The sequence below is a fragment of the Gloeotrichia echinulata CP02 genome (assembly GCA_038087035.1).
Lineage (GTDB): Bacteria > Cyanobacteriota > Cyanobacteriia > Cyanobacteriales > Nostocaceae > Gloeotrichia > Gloeotrichia echinulata.
Window position 1 is genome coordinate 1,366,962 of the sequence record CP051187.1, and the last position, 20,674, is coordinate 1,387,635.

Here is a 20,674-nt window from a genome sequence, read left to right on the forward strand (position 1 = left end):
TATCTGTGGTTATTGTGTGAAAATTGCTGTAAACTTCTTATACCCCTCCTCGCTTGCGCTTAGGGGCTAGGGGTGGGGTCTTATTTTTAAGTAATAATTACTCGTTCATCTCTTTCAAGGTGGCTAAAGCTGAAGGAGACAACCGACTCAGATAACGGAATATCCAATATTTAACTATCGTGTCTAAAATCACAGGAAATGTAGCAATAAATAGAAATACTATACTTCTATTCGCTGCTAAACCTAAATGTTCTGCAAATCCTTCTAGAAGCACTTCCCAGCCATGTGGTGAATGGAATCCTACAAATATATCTGTAAATAAAATAATTAAAAAAGCCTTAGCACTGTCGCTAAGACCATAGACAATATCATCGATAAAAGCCTTGACAACCACAATTTCTCTTTTGCTCATAGCAATAATCACAGCAAAAGTAATTAGTGATATTAAGTCAGCAAACACATTACTAATAGCGCCACTACTTTTAGTTCTAAATTCCTCAGCTATCTCAATTGCTTTGTCCCTGACTTGTTCTTCTATTGCTTCTGGAGAAAGTGCTGGAGCTTGATGTAATAAATTTGTAAATTTTAATGTTTCTTCAAAATTCTTTAGTTCATGGAGAGCTTCTGCTTCCATATCTGAATTGAGGAAAATTTTAGTTATATTTTCACCTCTATTCTTTTCTACTATAGGATTGAATAATAATTGTTTAGAAAAATGCTGGGTTAACAGTGGTACAAGAATTAGAATTAAGAAAAATCTCAAGGCGATTCTTGTCCGATTTCTAGAAATTCGGTATTTTCTGACAAATTCTTCTTCTGCTTGCGGCGTAAAATCTGTTTTTATTCTGTTAATTGTCCTTCCCAACGACCGGGGTAAAAACCCAGCTTTTTGACTTACAGGTGGTACTTTAAAAGCATCTATATTAGTGGAATTTGATTTTTGATTAACTTCATTACTGTTAATTGGTAGTGAATCAGAAATTGGCGCTAAATTACTGCTGCTAACTGGTTCATCATTAGGTATATACTTTAATATAACTTCGTCAATAAATTGTAGTTTTTCTAAAACAGCAGTATTAGAAATATTCAACATTGCCCGACTTAGCCGAAATTCTGCTAGCCTGACATTAATAATAGTTAAATTTTTATCTAAATATCCCTGCCAATAAGACATCACATTTTCAGTATAATTGCCTGATTCAGCCGATATTGTTTGATTACCAAAGTATTCTATTTCGATGTTTTTAATGATCTGAGCAGCCTCGTAAGCTTCTAAAAGCGCTCTTTCTGGTGTATTCAAAAACCATTCTTTCATTGTTTGTAAGTACTCTGTGATTTTTTTGCGGAACAACCCTGTATTCCTTGTAAAGGATGAAGCTTTTATCGCACACATTTTTATCTATATATAAATATAATGATAATTTTTCATTTAACTTGTACAAAGGGGAATAGGTAATAATTAATCATAATTATTACCTATTCCCTCTATCCTTTATTCTGAGTGTACACCAATTAGAGGATTAGGTACAGGAAACGGACGATTTTCTAGAATTTTAAATTGACCTACGTTAGCGTCATAAGCAAATACTTCCCCACTTTGAATTTCATAAATCCAGGCGTGAAGAGTGAGTTTACCACTGTGAAGTCGAGAGCGAATTATTGGATAAGTCTCCAGACTTTCTATCTGTGTGAGTACGTTCTGTTCAATAGTTGTTTTTAGGAGTTTATCGGGGGGATAATCTGGATAGTTGTCCATCACTAGACGCCGGGTAGGTTCAGCATATTGCTTTAACCAGTCGTAAACTAAAGGCATTTGTTGAGCAAGACTACCTAATTGTAATAGTCCTTTCATTGCACCGCAGTGGGAATGACCACAGAGGACAATATCTTTAATACCCAAAGCCTGAACAGCATATTCTATACCAGCACCCTCACCTTTATTAGCTGCCCCATAGGGTGGTATAATATTACCAACATTCCGGATTACAAACAAGTCCCCAGGCTGACTTTGAGTGATTAAAAATGGGTCAATCCTTGAGTCTGAGCAAGTGATAATTAAAACTTCTGGGTTCTGACCATGAGACAAATGCTCAAACATCTCACGGTGCCTAATGAAATAGTTGTCATGAAACTCATTCAGACCATCAATTATGCGTTTTATTGGCACAGATTAATTCCCCTGATCAAAATTTATTCTATTAGGGAACTCCAAAAAATAAAAACAACCACTTGAAGTTGTTAACAGTCAGTAGTCAACAATCCACAGTGGCGATTAAATATTTTCTCTTTGGAACTCCCTTAAATATCACAGTCTTTCACCAAATTTACGCAAAAACATGTCAGAGGATGTTTGAAAAGTCCTCTTGTCGGTATCAAAAATTTGAGATCCCCCTAAATCCCCCGATCCTCGGGGGACTTTGATTCCGGTTCCCCCCTTAAAAAGGGGGGTTAGGGGGGATCTCAAAGTGCGAAGATACAGGGAAATACTTTTCAAACAACCTCTCAAAATCCAGGATTAACTGTAGAGAGACGCTTTTGATGGCGCCTCTCTATACATGATATCTAATGTGCAATCCATTTGACATCAGAAACAATACATACACCACCAAATTTCTGCAAAATAGGCTCAATTGCTGCTACTAATTGTTGCTGTTGTTCTTCTGTACAGATACTCATTACATATCCATTGGTGAGTACATGGGTTTCTAAATCATTGATAACTCTACCTCTGTCTCCTTTACCAACGACATCCTCAATGATGGTATACCCAGACACCCCAGCTTTTTCTAAAATTACTAAAACTTTTTGCAGTTCTAGGGTATTCGTTATGATTTCTACCTTCTTAACAGGTTGCACAATGTTAAACTCCCATGACTTTGATGATATTAAAATACAAGGGAATGCCAATAATTATGTTGAAAGGGAAGGTTAAAGCCAGCGCCATTGAAACGTACAAACTGGGATTAGCTTCAGGAACACTCATTCTCATTGCTGCGGGAACTGCTATATAAGAAGCACTCGCACAAAGGACAGCAAATAACAAAGTATTTCCAGCAGACATACCAATAGCCTTGGCAATGATTATACCAAAAATTGCATTTGCTACAGGCATGAATATAGAAAATATAATCAAAAATGAACCTGTTTTACTCAAATCTTTGATTCTTCTAGCGGCTACCATTCCCATATCTAACAGAAAGAAAGCTAGAACTCCGTAAAATATATCTTGTGTAAATGGGTGTAACTTCTCCCAACCTTTTTGTCCAGTCAGGATGCCTATAATTACACTACCAATTAAGAGAAAAACAGAGCCGTTTAAAAATGCTTCTCGCAGAACTTCATTCCAAGAAAATTTTTCATTTTCTTTATTTTGGCTAAATATCCTCACCAACAGAATCCCGATAATAATTGCAGGAGACTCCATCAGGGCTAAAGCGGCGACCATATGTCCGCCAGATGGAATGTTCAGAATCTTGAGAAAAGACTGAGCAGTGATAAAGGTAACGGCGCTAATAGACCCATAGGTGGCTGCAATAGCTGCTGCATTATAGGTGTCAAGTTTTATTCTTAACACAAAAAATGAGTAAACAGGTACAACAAACGCCATTAATATAGCTGCTAATAATGTCAGTGCAATTTGTGGAGTAATTCCACTTTCATCAAGTTCATAACCTCCCTTAAAGCCAATAGCCAGCAAAAGGTAAAGAGAAAACAATTTTGGTAAAGGTTGGGGAATTTCCAAATCTGATTTTAAAAAAATTGCCAGCATCCCTAAAAAGAAGAAAAGCACTGGCGGATTCAATATGTTCGACAAAATAAGGCTTGAATTCATTTCGATTTGTCCTGATTTTTGCAAAGATAGACCGCAGAAAATATTAGGTCTAGATAGCAAACACTCCTAAAAGTTAAATTTTTATTAACTTTCTATATCTTTTATATTCCAAGTATATGAACGTCGTGTGTAAATCGTATGTCAATATTATGACATGAACCTTAAGGAGTATTTTTACATAGGAATGCTGCAAATTTTACGAAAAGGTATACAATATCACGTTTTGCTAGTTCCCCCGCAACCAGCTTAGGATAAAATATAAAACGCTTTTGGACAAAAAAATGGTAGAAACAATAACAGCTGTGTTTGATGGCAAAGTGTTCTATCCTACAGAACCTATGGCGTTACCAGCCAATACCAGGGTGCGGATTAGTATAGAAGTCTTACCACCTGAAGAACAGGGAACTGTATCGTTTTTGGTGACAGCGCGATCGCTCAAATTAGAGGGACCGCCTGACTGGTCTAGTAACATTGACAAGTATTTATAGGTTCAGAAACTCAGCATGAGGTCAGAAGTATTTCTTGATACATCTTTTGCCATCGCCTTATCTGCACCCCATGATGACTTACATCAGCGAGCCGTCTATCTGGCTGGGTTGCTAGAAACCGCAGGAACACGCTTAGTGACAACACAGTCTGTCATGCTAGAAATTGGTAACGCCTTAGCTCAACAACCATTTCGTCATGGAGCAGTCATATTATTAAATGCACTGACAGCAGACTCCAAAGTAGAAATTGTCCCCCTATCCCAGGAGCTTTATGACAGAGCATTCCAGCTATTCTGCGACAGGACTGAAAAAGAATGGGGATTTAGAGATTGCGTCTCTTTTATTGTAATGCAATATAGTGGAATTACGGAAGCATTAACTGCTAACGAGCATTTTCAGCAAGCAGGATTCCGCGCATTACTCCGAGAAGATTTACCCTTGACGGTTGACGAGTAAGTGCGAATAAACATAACTATATTACGAAACGTAAATATTATGATTATGCCCCAAACCCTTACCAATGACAAGAAATAATCAGTCCCTTTTTTAAGATTTCAAGTGACGTACTCCACACACTCCCTTTCAGGTGAGTGTGGGCTTCTGTGCGACTCTTCTATGAAGACATTGACTGAGCTTTAAGACTGTGCTAACCACGGTTCTTTGGTTAAGCCAAACAATTAGCTTTTATTTTAATAGGCTGCTTTTCAGCATTTAATTGGATTACACCTACTGGTTAAAATTATATCAAATATTTATTTTGAAAAAAAAACAAGAAAGTGTTCATTCCTCACCGACCAACATTGCTGATTTCGCTATGCTCAATTTCGCTCGTTGGTCAATTCGTCACTCACGCGCCATTCATCCCACGCTCATTCGAGTGAGCGTGGGGCTTCTATCGGGAAAGCTAAAAAATTATTTGTCATTGGTAAGAGTTTTGACAAAATTTACATTTTGTGATATATATTAAGAATACGTTATTTGCGATTAGGGCGTCTGTGCGTGAAAGTAATTCATATTTTCAGATAGCAAGGCTAATTTATATATAAAAGAAAAACCGGAAGGATTTATTGTCAAAATCCTACCGATTTATGAGCTGAGTTAAGGAATACCAATCTAATCAAATAATAACTAATTGTCAATTTACCCTGATAACGACCTTACCTCGAAAAACAGTCTAGTTGAATCTTGCAACAAAACTTTACAATACTTGCGTTTTACCCAGGTTAAATCCCTTACCTATTGAGAATAGAGTCATTAACCACTCGAATTTGGTATCAGCAAGTCCAATTCACAACTTGGGCAATATCCTCGAAATCTTAACATTCAACACTTCTGCTCGAAAAACAAAGTAGTAGGACTAACCCAACTCTTCACTCCTCACTCCTCAGTCGTCACTGAGGACTCACAGAGCTGAGGGGCTGTTTTGGTATCCAAATCGTAAAAATTGAGCCAATACTAACTGTGGATTCTACTTCAATCCGCCCCCGATGCATTTCCACAAGCTGTTTAGTTAAAGCTAAACCTACTCCCGTACCTTCGTAGCGGCGACGATAGGGTGTATCTAGTTGTTGAAATTTCTCAAATAGTAATGGTAATTGTTCTTCAGGAATACCAATACCTGTATCTTCAACTTGAAAAATCGCTGTTTCATCTTCTACCCATAAACGTAAGATGACATTACCACCTTCAGGCGTGAATTTAATCCCATTAGTTAACAAATTCCAGAGAATTTGTTCTACTCTGACTGCATCGGCGGTAAATAGGTCACGACGGGGGTCAATTTGCAAATCGAGTTTGAGATTTACTTGTTCTATAGTCGATTTTTCTATCAGGGATATCAGGGTATTTTGTGCAATATTCGCCAAAGAAAATTCCGTAATATTTAAAACTGTTTTACCAGCCTCAATTTGCGATAAATCGAGGATGTCATTAATCATTTCTAATAAATGTTCGCCACTGTCGTGGATGGTTTGTAAATAATCTCGCTGTCGCTGGCTTAACTCACCTATAGGCCAGCGTAACAGGGTAGAAGACATCCCAATAACATAAGTTAAAGGCGTCAGCAATTCATGGCTAATCGTAGCCAAAAATTCATTTCTGAGGCGACTTGCGGCTTCAGCGGCTAATAGCGCATCCCGCAGAGCCATTGTCCGCTCAATCACTCTTTGTTCGAGAGTGTGTTTTTCTTGGGCGAGTGTTCGCGTAGCGTCTCGCAGAGTTCGCATTAACTCAGCTTGGTGAATGGCGATCGCTAATTGCTCGCCAATCGAAGTCAACAAGTTTTTTTCACTCTGTGTCCATTGTCGTGGCTCATGGCACTGATGAGCAATTAGCAGTCCCCAAAGTTTATCTTCAAATATAATTGGTGCAGCCAACTTTGCTCTAACTTGGCTCTCCCTGAGAAAATTTAACAAACACTCTTCCAGCCCATAAGTTTTTTCAACATCATCAACAGTTAAAGTAAACCCTTGACGATACTTCTCCCAACATCGAGAATTCCGCACAAAACAATTTTCTTCCCTGTAATTCAACACTGATGGAATGGTATCTGTAGCACGGGCTTCATAAACAATACAACCCCTCTGCTGTTCGTAGTTTTCGATTAACCGTTGACCGTTGACCGTTGACTGTTGACCGTTGACTCTTCCCTGTTGCCTCTTGACTCTTGAGCCTTCAAACTTATAAATTACTAATCTGTCTAATTCTAGAAACTCACGGACTTGTGTCACTGCCGTTGCCATAATTACTGGCAAATCTAGGCTTTTGCGAATCTGGGTGGTCACTTGATTCAACAGCCGCTCTTGAGAAATCTGTCTTTTGAGAGCATCTTCGACTGGTTGACAGGTATAAACATCAGCTTCTTTGACAGCTGGTACATCTGTAACTTCTTGTTTGGGCTTCGGTAGGAGGGATTCTAATAAAATCAGGGTGAAATTACTTTGGAGCGTGGCATTATTAGGACCGATAATTTGACGATAGCTTTCTAAATTTTGGTGAGTATCAGAATCCTGAGCAAATAAGTCTCTTAATTGCGAGAGGAAAGAGGCGATCGCCTCTGAATTAAATGTCAACCTAGCATTCAATTCTGAATCCTGAGTCAATGAGGTAATTTTTTCCCCCCTCCCCGTCTCTTCTTGGTTTCCTACCAACAGAGCGCTAAATCCATCAGAAACCAGCAAAGTAAATCTTTGTTTTTGCCATGATCTAGGGATGCGAATCCGCGCCAGTACAGCTTCTGTCAGCAACAAACCGGTATTTCCCACTGCTTGAGCCATCTGCTGCAACAATTCCCCAAGCTGATTAAATATATCTATTGGCAAGGTTCGAGAAAAGCTCAAATCAGGAGAACTAAGCATTGTCAAAAGTCTAAAAATAGAAGCTATGTGCTGTGATCAACGGGATTGGGGATTGGGGACACTTCGGCAAGCTCAGTGCATCGCTGGGGATTGGTAGAAGTTCAAGTTTTGGCTTCGGAACTCGAAACTCCAACTTCGGAACTCGAAACTCCAACTTCGGAACTCGAAACTCCAACTTCGGAACTCGAAACTCCAACTTCGGAACTCGAAACTTCAACTTCGGAACTCGAAACTTCAACCTTGGAACTCGAAACTTCAACTTCTGTTGATTAACCTTCAGTCCCCAGCGATGCACTGAGCTTGCCGAAGTGTCCCCAATCCCCAGCGATGCACTGAGCTTGCCGAAGTGTCCCCAGCGATGCACTGAGCTTGCCGAAGTGTCCCCAATCCCTTCAACTAAACCCGCAAGGAGTCCCACACCGTAATCTATGATTCGGTGTCGGGAGGAATTGTGGGTTTGATTTGTTGCGTCCTGCGACCAATTCTTACCGTAGGTAAGAGAGGAAGGAGGACAGCGACAAATCAAACAATCTCTTAGACTGCAACGCATAATCTCGTACTCCGCTTAATTAATTGCACTGAGTATGGGCTGAATTGCCCAATTCTGCGCCAGTTGTGGTCATACACAGAAACATTTTTAGTTTTTGGAGTCTGCGTATAGCCACCAATCCAGCCAATATAAAATTTACCCGCCTTTTCAGCTTTCACCAAGTCACCAGAACGTAATCCGAATGGCGTAATTGTTCCACCTTTGCGCTTTCTGTTGCTAGGAATATCTTTAACTGGGTTTTCAAAATGAAGCTGGCGACGAAATAGATTTGGACGAGCAATTATGCGGAATGGTGCAGGTGTAATGGTGACGAATCCCACCCAGCGATGTCCCCGACTATTGACCGCGTGAAACTTCTCAAACCGCATGAAGTTGCTGGATGCTAACGCAATCCCATCATGAGCATGAGTCTCTGGCGTTTGCTTCGATTTGTCTTTTTTGTCTTTGGATAACCCTAATTGCTGCCTGAGTATTGAAGTCTGCCACCCTTCTTGTGTATTGGTTGGTGCAATTTCACAGAGCCATTCCAGCATCACTTTTTGACCAACCATAACAGGACTAAAACCTTTGTTACCTTTCGCTTTGATGTATTCGTAGGTGATTTGAGTTACAGGAAATAATTTGACTAATTCTTTGGTAATTCGTAATTCTAATTCCTTGTTAGCGCGAATACTGGGAGGCAATTTATTCTGTTTGCGGTTGTTAAACCTTTTTTGACGGTGGTCACTGAGCGAAGCCGAAGTGTGCGCCCTTTGACTAAACGTTACTTTGCGATTTATCCTTCTACCTCGTCTAGCACGTCTTAATAATCGTCTACCATCCATCTTTTTGGTGACATCTGAAAATGGTAAAACGAGATGCGCCATAAACAAAGTAAATTTAGCTGTTTGTACTCCCACTCCAGTAAACTTTTTGCCGGGGTCTAAACCTAAAGCTATAGGCTGCTGGTCACATCCAGATGGTTCTACTAATAGCTGAATGCCAAAAATATTTAGGTCATTATGAACAATCTTTGCTTTACCTTCCCTTAGCCAACGTCTAGCTCTACTGGCTTTTGTTGGCATAAGCGGCTTACCATTTTTGTCTAACACTGAAACACGAATCATAGAGATAATCCTTTCGTGTAAGTTGTAAGTCCCTTAGCTCACCATTACCAAAATGTCCTTTCTGCAAGCACCACTAATCAGGTGGTTTGTAAATAATCCAGACTAGGGAAACATCTGGAAGTACGTATCAGGTAATGGCTCGTGAGCAGTAGTCATCTCTTAGTTGTAATCTGATTCTTACAAGCCTACACTGTACCGGAGGTCAGTCTAGGTAGTTGACCAGTCTAAAACGGTAATACAGGATTATGCATCGTATAAATGCCACATCGGGCGGATGGAATCAGTCAGAAAACCTAATTTTTCTAGAACAAACGCCAGCTCCCTTCGTGTTGATCACGGCGGCTGATACTGACATACAGACCCTGGCTGCTGCTGTCCCCAAATTACCCGCTACATTTCCTACCTTCAGAGTTGCCAACTTGTTGCAATTACAGCAACAAATCAGTATAGATACTTATGGCGAGCAAGTTTTAGAACTTGCCCAAGTCATCATTCTGCGCCTAATAGGAGGACGTTCCTACTGGGCTTATGGCTTAGAAGTAGTGCAGGAAATTGTTCAACGTAATGGTACAACACTCATTGTCATGCCAGGGGACGATGCGCTTGATCCTGATTTAATCTCCCAGTCTACCGTACCACTGGGTATTGTTAACCAAGTATGCCAGTACTTTACCCAAGGTGGAGTGGAAAACATTGTTAACGCCCTCCAGTTTATTGCTGATCATTGTCTGTTAACTGCATTCAATCCCCCACCACCCGCGCCTGTTCCCCGTCTAGGGTTGTATTCGGGACTGGAGACTGGGGACACTTCGGCAAGCTCAGTGCATCGCTGGGGACTGGGGAGAATAATAACTCGAAACTCCCAATCCCCAATTCCCAATCCCCAATCCCCCATCCCCAAAGTCGGTATTCTCTTCTACCGCGCCCATTATCTATCAGGAAATACGAAGGTAATTGATGCTTTGTGTCAAGCTTTAGTACAGAAAAATTTACAACCAGTGCCAGTGTTTGTTTCTTCATTGCGTGACCCTGATATTCAAACCGAGTTAAGAGAACTTTTCCAACCCAAAGACTCGGAGCAAATAGCAGTGCTGCTTAATACTACGAGTTTTTCTCTGGCGCGGTTGGAAACAGAAACACCCCAAATTGAACTATGGGAAAATTTGGATATACCTGTGTTGCAAGTTATCCTCAGTGGTGGGTCTGTTGAGCAGTGGGAATTGCAGTCACAAGGGCTTTCACCCCGCGATATTGCAATGAATGTGGCACTTCCAGAGGTAGATGGACGCATTATCAGTCGTGCTGTGTCTTTTAAGGCAATGCAAGCGCGAAATTCTGATTTAGAAACAGATGTGGTAGTTTATGAACCAGTGAGCGATCGCATTGAATTTGTAGCACAGTTAGCCGCTAATTGGGTACGGTTACGATCCACCCCCCCCCAAGAACGGCGAATAGCCCTGATTTTGGCAAACTACCCCAACCGTGATGGTCGCCTCGCTAATGGCGTGGGATTGGATACACCAGCTAGTTGTGTGGAAATTCTTCAGGCTTTGCAATCGGCTGGTTATCAGCTCGAAAATCTCCCCGCTAACGGTGATGAGTTAATTCAACGTCTCACCGCTGGTGTCACCAATGACCCAGAAGGTAGAGATTGGCGTCCCGTTCAGCAAAGTTTATCTTTGACAGCATATCAGGAATATTTCGCCTCTTTACCCGAAGCTGTACAGCAGGCTATTAATCAACGCTGGGGACACTTCGGCAAGCTCAGTGCATCGCTGGGGACTGGCGAAGATTTTTCCCGATCCCCAATCCCCATCCCCGGTATTCAATTCGGTAACATATTCGTGGGAATTCAGCCATCAAGGGGCTATGATCTTGACCCTAGTTTGAATTATCATGCGCCGGATTTGGAGCCTACCCATGCTTATTTAGCTTTTTATCATTGGGTAAGGGAAAATTTTGGCGCTGATGCGGTGGTGCATGTCGGGAAACATGGCAATCTGGAATGGCTACCAGGGAAAAGTTTGGCTTTATCTAGTAATTGTTATCCCGAAGTGGCCCTCGGTCCACTCCCTCACCTGTACCCGTTTATTGTTAATGACCCTGGTGAAGGTTCCCAAGCCAAGCGTCGCGCCCAAGCAGTGATTATCGATCACTTAACGCCCCCAATGACTCGCGCCGAACTTTATGGTTCGTTACAACAGTTAGAAAATTTAATTGATGAGTATTACGAAGCCCAAAGTTTAGATCCTAGCCGTTTACCAGCAATTTGCGATCGCATCCGTAACCTGGTTATTGAAGAAAATCTCCACCGCGATTTAGGTATTCAAAATGAAGCAGACTTTTTGAATTGGGAATCTTTAATCTTGAATTGCATCAGTGGTTATCTTTGTGAATTAAAAGAGGCTCAAATCCGCGATGGTTTACATATTTTTGGCAAATGTCCTCAAGGACGCCAACTGCGAGATTTAATCGTTGCGATCGCCCGCATCCCCAACCGCTATTCTATCGGTATTACCCGTGCGATCGCTCAAGATTGGGGTCTAGATTTCGACCCCCTCACAGCTGATTTCTCAATGGTTAGTGGTCAGTTGTCAATTGTCAATGGTAAATCCTGTCATACCCTCGGCGATGTCGTCACAGTCATAGAAGAACAGGCCGCTTTCTTAGTCGAACAACTCCTTACACCAACTCCCGACCTTTTTACTCCCCAATCCCCAATCCCCAATCCCCAATCCCCAATCCCCCCCGTCCTCAACTGGATCAGCGCCAAACTCATCCCCGCTTTACAACAAACCAAGCAAGAAATTAGCAATTTACTACGCGGACTCGAAGGTAAATATATCCAAAGTGGTGCATCAGGCGCACCCACACGGGGACGCCCGGAAGTTTTACCAACTGGTAAAAACTTTTACTCTGTTGATATTCGTGCCTTGCCTACGGAAACTGCTTGGGATGTTGGTAGAAAAGCGGCTGAGACTCTCATTGAATGTTACACCCAAGATAATGGCGAGTATCCCAAAACACTAGCTTTATCACTTTGGGGCACAGCGACGATGCGGACTGGTGGTGATGACATCGCCGAGGCGTTGGCGTTGTTGGGTGTGCAACCTGTGTGGGATGGTGCGGCGCGACGGGTGGTAGATTTTGAAATTTTACCACTATCAATTGTTGGGCGTCCCCGTGTCGATGTGACTTTGCGAATTTCGGGATTTTTCCGCGATGCTTTTCCTAACTTGATTGATTTATTTGCACAAGCAGTGACAGCGGTAGCGGGGTTGGATGAACCCCCAGACCAAAATCCTTTAGCAGCGCAAGTTAACCAAGATACTGATTTTTGGACTGCACAAGGTTTAACTACAGAAGATGCACTGATGCGATCGCGCTATCGCATCTTTGGTTCCAAACCAGGTGCTTATGGTGCGGGACTCCAAGGTTTAATTGAATCGCAAAATTGGACAGATGACGAAGATTTAGCCCGTGCTTACATTAATTGGAGTTCTTACGCCTACACTGCTTCTGGTGGCGCTTTAGAGGGAATTGCAGCACCAGAAGCATTTGCACAGCGATTGACGCAAATGCAAGTTGTATTGCATAACCAAGACAATCGTGAACATGACTTGCTCGATTCTGATGATTATTACCAATTTCAGGGTGGTTTAACAGCAGCAGTTCGTTCACTACAGGGAAAGAATCCCCAAACCTATTTTGGCGATCATTCTATTCCCGCTCAACCACGCATCCGCCAACTCAAAGAAGAAATCGCCAGAGTATATCGTTCTCGCGTCGTCAATCCTAAGTGGATCGCCGGAATGATGCGTCACGGTTACAAAGGTGCATTTGAAATGGCGGCCACAGTGGATTTTCTTTTCGCCTACGATGCTACAGCCCAATGCGTTGAAGATTATATGTATCAGGGGGTAGTTCAAGCTTATTTGCTTGATCCAGTTGTTTCGGAGTTTATTCACGACAATAATCCCCATGCGTTGCGTGATATTGCCGAAAGATTATTAGAAGCACACCAGCGCAATTTATGGGAGGATGTAAATAGAAAGACATTGGAAAGCTTGCGAAATCTAGTACATCAAGCTGAAGCAGCGATCGAAGAAAAATAAATGGTGTAGGAATCAAATATGGACAATCTTGCGTATTTGCACCTAGCTTGCGCCTACGAAGACAGCGAACCGAGTGAATTAGTCTCCCTGAGCTACTTGTTAAACAAAGCAGCCGCACCAGACTGGAAACGCCTTTCTAGCGGGGCCTGGAAGTATATGTTACCCCTGGCGCTCAGTTTGGCTATTCTTAGCGCTGTCAGCAGCGTCTTGGCATTAGAAAGGGGTGATCAAGGACCTTCTGTCAGGAATCTCCAACAACAGTTGAAAAGAGTAGGCTTTTATCAAGCGCCCGTCACTCAAGTATATGACTTCCCTACAGAAGAAGCTGTGCGACGCTTCCAAAAAGCCGCCGGCTTACCAGTTGATGGGATTGTGGGAGCAACCACCCTGCAAAAATTAGATAACTGGCGCACAACCGCTGCGAGTACAACCACACCAGCCAAAAAACCCACCGCTGTAAGTGAAACTGCGAAAAACCCCACCGCTGTGAGTCAAATCGCCAAAAAAGCCAGTAATCCTAGTTCCGTCACTAACAATCGCCGCAATCCCAACTTCTTGGTCAAAGGTGATGAAGGTGAAGAAGTGAAAGTTCTGCAAGAAAGGTTAAAAGTTGCAGGCTTTTATTACGGTAACGCCACCGGAATATTTGGACCAATTACAGAAGAAGCTGTCAAGCGGTTCCAAGCAGCTTACAAATTAGACGCTGACGGTGTTGTCGGTCCTGCTACACTCAGCAAATTACCGCCAAAAGGTATTGGTGGGGAAGATGATGATCCTAAACCACAACTAGTTGAGCGAGATAAACTCCGCATGGGCGATCGCGGTGAAGCAGTTCGAGTTCTCCAAGATCATTTGATCAAAGTAGGATATCTACAAGGTGAGCCAAACGGCTACTATGGCCCAAACACCGCCGATGCTGTCCGCCGATTTCAGTCAGCTAATTACTTAACAGCCAGTGGTGTTGCAGGCCCTACTACCAGAGCTAAACTATATAGCTTAGTTAATAGTGGTTCCAAAAACGAGTTTAGTACCCTGGAAATCCAACGGCGACTACAAGAAAAGGGCTTTTATAAAGGACAGCTTAACGGTGTCATGGCAGACGACACCAAAAAAGCTATTAAACAAGCCCAACAATTCTACGGGATCAGTCTCAATGACATTAGAAGCGGACGGTTCTAGCGCCCGCTGAGTATTATCTGTCACCTATTTTCTCCCAAGTGCTACACCGGCATTAATGCTCTTTGGCACTTGGGACAAACTGCATGAATTGTTAGCTGACAGTCAAGCAGGTGAAAACCCTCTTTTTGGGCAGTTTTTCCCCCAATCTTTAAAATAGAGTCGTTTTTGAACTCAATCGTACTGTTACATCTCACGCAAATCAGATGATGGTGGTGATGCGGGTATGGTTGGTTGAGTTCATAATGCTTATGTCCCTCTCCCAATTCTAACTCGCGCAAAATTCCCATCCTAGCCATCAACTTCAAAGTCCGATAGATAGTTGACAGACTTATTCCTTCACCGTCAGTTTCTAAACGCGCGTAAAGATCCTCAGCGCTGAGATGTTCACCTTGTGGTAACTCCTGAAAGATGTGTAAAATCGTCTCTCTTTGGGGCGTTAAACGCCAACCTCTGTCATTCAGTTCCGCCTTGAGTGAACTAGATGTGTAGATGGTCATACTAATTTTTCTCAACAAAGCCCATTAATTGAGAATATAACAAATCTTTTGACCAATTTGCAACAAACATAAGTTATTGATAATTTTTGCCAAAAATTTAACAAAAACAAAAATAGTTGAGAAATTGGGGACTGGGGATTGGGGACTGGGGACTGGGGATTGGGGATTGGGGATTGGGGATTGGGGATTGGGGGGATCTGTGGTTATTACATTAGGACTTACTCTGGGGGCACAATAATAATCGTAGGGTGCGTGACGCAGCGATAAATATTGTACCTAGTCACAAGATTTGTGGCGTCACGCACCATTCTTTAAATGTGACACGTAAGTAAGTCCTGTACATAAAAATTGCTGTAAGTTACACTTAAAAACCCTTGCGTCGTGAGTCATATCGGAGTACGATAGTTTTAGTGAATAAAGGGTAAGACCCCTCACTACTGGATAAAATCAGGTTTTTTGGCGTTTTTGCAAGGAAATTCAGGGCGCAAAGCCTTGCGCCCCTACTAAAAATCGTCATCATATTAGGGATAATATGGGTTAGATCCCCTATTCGCCACTGATATTATACTAGACAAGAGTCCGGGGTTTTTTCATACTCCCCACTCCTAACTCCTAACTAACTCAGTGACTCCAAATAGTCGCGGATGAGGTTACGGCGTTTGGGTTGGCGTAGCTTTTGTAAAGCCTTGGATTCAATTTGTCTGACACGTTCCCGTGATAAGTCCAGTGCGCGGCCAATTTCTGCTAGTGAGTAAGGATGACCATCAGCCAAACCAAACCGCATCAGAATTACATCCCGTTCGCGGCTAGTTAAATCTGATAACAGATTATGCAAGTCTCTTTGTAAAGATTCCCGCATTAACATTTCTTCTGGGGTGACACAATCAGTTTCGAGTAATTCCCCTAACTCAGTATCTTTATCTTTACCTACCTTGGTTTCCAAAGAAACGGAACGGGGGACTCTTAACAAAACTTCCCGTACTTGGGTAGGTGTCATTTCCAACTCAGTTGCCAAATCTTCTAAGGTGGGAGTGCGACCTTTTTCTTGGGCAATTTTGCGTTGAGCTTTTTTGATTTTATTCAGCTTTTCTGTTATGTGAACAGGTAGGCGGATCGTGCGGCTAGAAGTGGCGATCGCCCGTGTAATTCCTTGGCGAATCCACCAGTAAGCGTAGGTGCTAAAGCGATAACCCTTGGTTGGGTCAAACTTTTCTACAGCCCGTTCCAAACCCAGAGTACCTTCTTGGACTAAATCTAGCAATTCCAAGCCGCGATTTTGATACTTCTTAGCAACAGACACTACCAGGCGCAGATTCGCCTTGATCATATGTTCTTTTGCTTGGAGTCCTTGGGTCTGAATCTGCTCTAATTCTTCCACCGTGATTTTGGCAATTTCAGCCCAACGGCGTTTACCCTCTCCCAAAATTGGCTTGAGGTCAGATACATTTACACCAGCAGTATTAGCCCACCTTTCCAAAGAAGGGCGATGTCCCAGTTCAGATGCTAGACGTTCCTGAACTTCAATTAACCGAAGATAGGGTGAAATCACTGCATCACCTTGCTTGGCGGCGTTAGCTAGCACTATCCGCATCCGCAAGTAGCGTTGAACTTTTTGCGCTTCGGAAACTTCCTCATCGCGCCCTAACAAGCGGACCCGACCAATTTCCTGAAGATATAAACGTACTAGGTCTGTACTACGACGGTTAGTGTTAGCACCAAAATTAGCAGGGTCAACAGAAGCTATCTCTAGATCGTGTAGATCATCCACCGACAACTCAGTTTCATCAACGGCGAGATCCCGGTCAAAAACTTGGCCGGACTTTTGGGTGTTGTAGGGTGCATCTGCGTAAAAAGATGTTGCTGGCATAAATCGTCTCAATGGCTCCAGGTAACAATAGATTACGGTCAGTTAACGGTCAGCTATTTTTAACTGTTGCTATTGTTCCCGTGATTCTAGATGAACTAACACGGTTGAGGGTATTAATACGGTTTTTTTTAGTTTTTTTCTAAAAAAACCTATACTGACACTTTTTAAACATGACTACCGAAATAGTCGGCCGCTGTAAATTTCTCATTAAAACAATAGCTATTCATATCTACAGCCAGCCTTTAGGCTCCTAATTACTTTTTCAACATTTCAACTTTGATTCATCTTGATTGTAACAATAGTAACGTTGTATAAACATATTTCAGTGGCAATTATGTTTATCATCATTTGTATAGTCCTATCTACATTGCTATTTCGGTAGTTTCCTGACGATTTACTATTTTTTATCTCAGGATGATCTGGTAAGAGGTATAGGTGATCCTCATAAGACCTCGCGGGATGCGGGAAACTCAGCGTCTTCAGACCGCTCGTGGTCAGCGGCACGAGCGACTTCAGTCGCAGTGGTATTTGTGTTAAAATTAGAGCGTGAGTAAGAACAAAAAACATCTACGTGTTGAAGCATCCTAGTATCGGAGAAATCCCGGCTCCTATGAAACAACGGTTAGGTTTAAGTCCTGGCGCAGTATGACAGGAAAGAGCAAATAAAGGCTTGTTGCGGAGCGTACCGCGTCTTGGCTTAGTGATGGATTCACCAAAGCATTGGAAAAAATAAAAGTAGCTAGAAACCTAAGCTTGACTTAGAGTGACTAGGTAGACGGCGTTTGACGGTCGTAGCGAGAGTTTTACTCTGTCTGTAGAATCTCAGTGTCTTTAGACCTGAGAGTGTCAAAGGTAGTAGGTTGGTAGTAACGCTGAAGGGTTGCTACCAGGCGATTACCAGTAAAGTATTGCTAAAAACCCGCTCATCCATCCTGCGGTTTTTCATCAGAAAAATGGGTCCCAAACCCCGTCCTTCTAGGACGGCTTTACATGGTATAATCAGCACAGCCACTAGGACCTTAATTGGTGGGTGAAACTCCCAGTGGCGGGACGTTCTGGTTAAAAGGCTGTTACTCTACATGGGTAACTCGGTACGGGAGCAATGCGATTTTGTGAGGTGGGCAAGCAGGGGAGGCAGGGGAGGCTCTTGAGGCAGGGGAGGCAGGGGAGGAGAGAGAAATTAAGTGTGTTTTGAAATATTTATAGTAGCAAAGGTTACTACATCCTCTCTTTACTCCCCCTGCTCCCCCTGCTCCCCCTGCTCCCCCTGCTCCAAAAAGCGATGATCTAACATTTTCGCGTTGCTCCCCTCGGTACTCTGTACTCCAGTCCCAGCCCCCACAAGCAAGGACAATTAAGTGAGTGAGTAACAAGCATACGATAAGTAGACCCAATGGGCAGTTTACGCACTGCTGGGAGGGAGTAGGCGCAATTGACACCGCGCATCGCACGACACCGGGATACGGGTAAACGGTTCTGGGAGTTGTGGTACGAGCAATGCCATTCCTGGTATCTCCTTTTAAAGAATCTCCTCGCCTAAAGGCAGGAGAGTGTCAATAGTCCAGCAATTGATGGCAGGATGGACAGCAAGCGCTAAAAAATGCATCCCTGAACGCTGCATTAGAGAAGATAATTGGCGACAGGAAGTTCCCGCGAGTAGTTCAAAGGCGGTTCTTCTTTTTTTCCCAATCCCCAATCCCCAATCCCCAATCCCTTTCAATAGTTGTATTCTGGCTTGATGTCTCGTAACATTAGTTCATCAAGGGCTTGTTGGGGTGTGACTTCACCCTCAAGTAACCGATAAACTTGCTCGGTAATTGGGACAGGAATATTTTGCTGCTTGGCTTTTTGCATCAAGACTTGACAAGTGTTAACGCCTTCAGCTGTTCCTTGTAAATTGGCGAGAACTTCTATAAGTGTTTTACCACCAGCCAGCTGGTAGCCAACTTGGTAATTGCGACTTAAAGGACTGTTACAGGTAGCGAGCAAATCGCCTAAACCTGACAAACCGTAAAATGTTTCGGTTTTCGCACCCCAAAAATTGCCGATGCGAACCATTTCTGTTAATCCACGAGTCACTAAACCCGCTTTGGCATTGGTTCCCAAATGTAAACCATCACAAACACCAGCGGCGATCGCAATGACATTTTTGAGTGTACCACCAAGTTCCACACCCACAGGATCGGGATTGGTGTACACTCGAAACCGATGAGAAAAAAATACCAATTGCACCACTTGGGCCGCCGCAAACATACTGCTAGCTACTACCGTCGCAGCGGGTAATCCTTGTTCAATTTCTTGGGATAAATTTGGACCAGATAGTACAACAACTGCATGGTTAGGAAATACACTTTGCCAAATTTGTGACGGCGTATAGCTGGTTTGTGGCTCTAAGCCCTTAGTCGCCGTCACAAAAATAGTTTCTGGAGATACCGGAAAAGACTGTACTTGAGCCGCTACATCTCTCACCCCTTTCATTGAGATCGCAGATAAGATAATTTCGGCATCTTCTAACACCGCATCCAGAGTTGCTGACCCCCGACGCGACCACAGTCCCACCCGATGACCATTCACCTGGGCTAAAGAAGCCAAAGCAGATCCCCACGCACCCCCACCCAGAATTGCAACAGTTTTTGGATTAGTCATTTGTCAGTTGTCAGTTGTCAGTTGTCAGTTGTCATTTGTCATTTGTCATTTGTTATTTACACGGGATCTGTCCAAACTCCTAACTCCTAACTCCTAACTCCTAACTCCTAACTTTTTGACCGGGGATAACGTTGCATTAATTCCCTCACTTGCTCTGCATGATATGAGCTTCTTGTCAAGGGCGAGGAAACAACTTGTAAAAATCCCAGTTCTTCACCGAAGGTTTGCCAAGCTGCAAATTGTTCTGGGGTGACAAATTCATTGACTTGCAAGTGTTTTTGACTGGGTTGGAGATATTGCCCAATCGTCAAGATATCGCAATCTACGGCGCGTAGGTCTTGCATGACTTGGCGAATTTCGGCATCGGTTTCACCAAGTCCTACCATGATGCCAGATTTGGTGTATAACCAAGGAGCTATTTGGCGAGAGCGCTGCAATAATTCGAGAGTGCGATCGTAGTTACCTTGAGGACGCACTCGCCGATATAGGCGCTCAATGGTTTCTGTATTGTGGTTTAGCACTTCTGGCGCAGCTTGGATAATGATCTTCAACGCTTCCCAATTACCGCACAAATCGGGAATTAGTACTTCAATTGTGGTATGTAGTGAGACAGCGCGAATAGCTTCAATACACTGCACAAACTGGGAAGCACCACCATCGGGTAAATCATCCCGGTTCACAGAAGTGATCACCACATGGTTAAGTCGCATCCGGTGGACAGCTTCGGCTAATCGAGTTGGTTCTGTGGGGTCTAGTGGTTTGGGTTTTTTCTCAAAATCTATATCGCAATAGGGACAAGCACGGGTACAAGCAGGCCCCATAATTAAAAACGTAGCCGTACCTGCTTGGAAGCATTCCCCAATATTCGGACAGGACGCTTCCTCGCAAACCGTATTGAGCGCTAAATCCCGCAAAATTTCTTTAACGTTACCGACGCGCTCCCACTGAGGCGCTTTTACTCGCAACCAGTCTGGTTTAACAGTCACAATCCGCTTTTATCACTGAAGTTATACAAATCCTATCCTAGCAAGCAAACTT

Annotated in this window: 15 protein-coding genes; 5 read left to right on the forward strand and 10 right to left on the reverse strand. The window is 42.9% G+C overall.

The genetic code is table 11. From position 1 onward, the window contains the following. Window positions 1-97: 97 nt before the first annotated feature. From HEQ19_06230 to HEQ19_06245, 4 genes are all read right to left on the reverse strand, one after another. The gene (locus HEQ19_06230; protein WYL99174.2) at window positions 98-1,315 is read right to left on the reverse strand and encodes a proton extrusion protein PcxA; all 1,218 of its coding nucleotides are present in this window, start codon (window positions 1,313-1,315) and stop codon (window positions 98-100) included. A 177-nt stretch (window positions 1,316-1,492) separates the two neighbouring features. Continuing rightward, on the reverse strand, window positions 1,493-2,167 hold the full coding sequence (locus HEQ19_06235) for a carbonic anhydrase (protein WYL99175.1): 675 nt from the start codon (window positions 2,165-2,167) through the stop codon (window positions 1,493-1,495). A 395-nt stretch (window positions 2,168-2,562) separates the two neighbouring features. Continuing rightward, window positions 2,563-2,856, reverse strand: a complete 294-nt coding sequence (locus tag HEQ19_06240) for a P-II family nitrogen regulator (protein ID WYL99176.1) — start codon at window positions 2,854-2,856, stop codon at window positions 2,563-2,565. A gap of 4 nt (window positions 2,857-2,860) precedes the next feature. Continuing rightward, entirely contained in the window at window positions 2,861-3,832 is a 972-nt protein-coding gene (locus HEQ19_06245; GenBank protein WYL99177.1) for a sodium-dependent bicarbonate transport family permease, read from the reverse strand. 281 nt (window positions 3,833-4,113) lie between these two features. Between HEQ19_06245 and HEQ19_06250 the strand changes: the two genes are divergently transcribed. Both HEQ19_06250 and HEQ19_06255 read left to right on the forward strand, forming a co-directional pair. Then, window positions 4,114-4,320: a hypothetical protein gene (locus HEQ19_06250; protein ID WYL99178.1), complete on the forward strand. Its 207-nt coding sequence runs from the start codon at window positions 4,114-4,116 to the stop codon at window positions 4,318-4,320. Window positions 4,321-4,335: 15 nt separating this feature from the next. After that, window positions 4,336-4,776 carry a PIN domain-containing protein gene (locus tag HEQ19_06255; GenBank protein WYL99179.1) on the forward strand — a complete coding sequence of 147 codons (441 nt, stop codon included), beginning with the start codon at window positions 4,336-4,338 and terminating at the stop codon, window positions 4,774-4,776. 935 nt (window positions 4,777-5,711) lie between these two features. Here the strand turns inward: HEQ19_06255 and HEQ19_06260 are convergent. Further along, window positions 5,712-7,676, reverse strand: a complete 1,965-nt coding sequence (locus tag HEQ19_06260) for an ATP-binding protein (GenBank protein WYL99180.1) — start codon at window positions 7,674-7,676, stop codon at window positions 5,712-5,714. Between the two features lie 45 nt (window positions 7,677-7,721). Between HEQ19_06260 and HEQ19_06265 the strand changes: the two genes are divergently transcribed. After that, entirely contained in the window at window positions 7,722-7,949 is a 228-nt protein-coding gene (locus HEQ19_06265; GenBank protein ID WYL99181.1) for a hypothetical protein, read from the forward strand. 261 nt (window positions 7,950-8,210) lie between these two features. Here HEQ19_06265 and HEQ19_06270 read toward each other — a convergent pair whose 3' ends face one another. Further along, entirely contained in the window at window positions 8,211-9,332 is a 1,122-nt protein-coding gene (locus tag HEQ19_06270) for an RRXRR domain-containing protein (protein WYL99182.1), read from the reverse strand. 245 nt (window positions 9,333-9,577) lie between these two features. Here HEQ19_06270 and cobN point away from each other — a divergent pair, with 245 nt between their 5' ends. Both cobN and HEQ19_06280 read left to right on the forward strand, forming a co-directional pair. Beyond that, window positions 9,578-13,447, forward strand: a complete 3,870-nt coding sequence (gene cobN / locus HEQ19_06275; protein WYL99183.1) for a cobaltochelatase subunit CobN — start codon at window positions 9,578-9,580, stop codon at window positions 13,445-13,447. An 18-nt stretch (window positions 13,448-13,465) separates the two neighbouring features. Continuing rightward, window positions 13,466-14,626 (forward strand): peptidoglycan-binding protein, encoded by a 1,161-nt coding sequence (locus HEQ19_06280; GenBank protein ID WYL99184.1) that lies wholly within the window; start codon window positions 13,466-13,468, stop codon window positions 14,624-14,626. A gap of 41 nt (window positions 14,627-14,667) precedes the next feature. Here the strand turns inward: HEQ19_06280 and HEQ19_06285 are convergent, their stop codons facing one another. The 4 genes from HEQ19_06285 to lipA form a co-directional block, all read right to left on the reverse strand. Continuing rightward, window positions 14,668-15,123, reverse strand: a complete 456-nt coding sequence (locus tag HEQ19_06285; GenBank protein WYL99185.1) for a transcriptional repressor — start codon at window positions 15,121-15,123, stop codon at window positions 14,668-14,670. A gap of 616 nt (window positions 15,124-15,739) precedes the next feature. Further along, window positions 15,740-16,990, reverse strand: coding sequence for an RNA polymerase sigma factor SigC (gene sigC / locus HEQ19_06290; protein WYL99186.1), 1,251 nt, complete (start codon window positions 16,988-16,990; stop codon window positions 15,740-15,742). A 1,716-nt stretch (window positions 16,991-18,706) separates the two neighbouring features. Then, window positions 18,707-19,636 (reverse strand): NAD(P)H-dependent glycerol-3-phosphate dehydrogenase, encoded by a 930-nt coding sequence (locus HEQ19_06295; protein WYL99187.1) that lies wholly within the window; start codon window positions 19,634-19,636, stop codon window positions 18,707-18,709. Window positions 19,637-19,743: 107 nt separating this feature from the next. Continuing rightward, complete coding sequence (gene lipA / locus HEQ19_06300; protein WYL99188.1) at window positions 19,744-20,622, reverse strand: lipoyl synthase; 879 nt, start codon at window positions 20,620-20,622, stop codon at window positions 19,744-19,746. Window positions 20,623-20,674 lie beyond the last annotated feature (52 nt).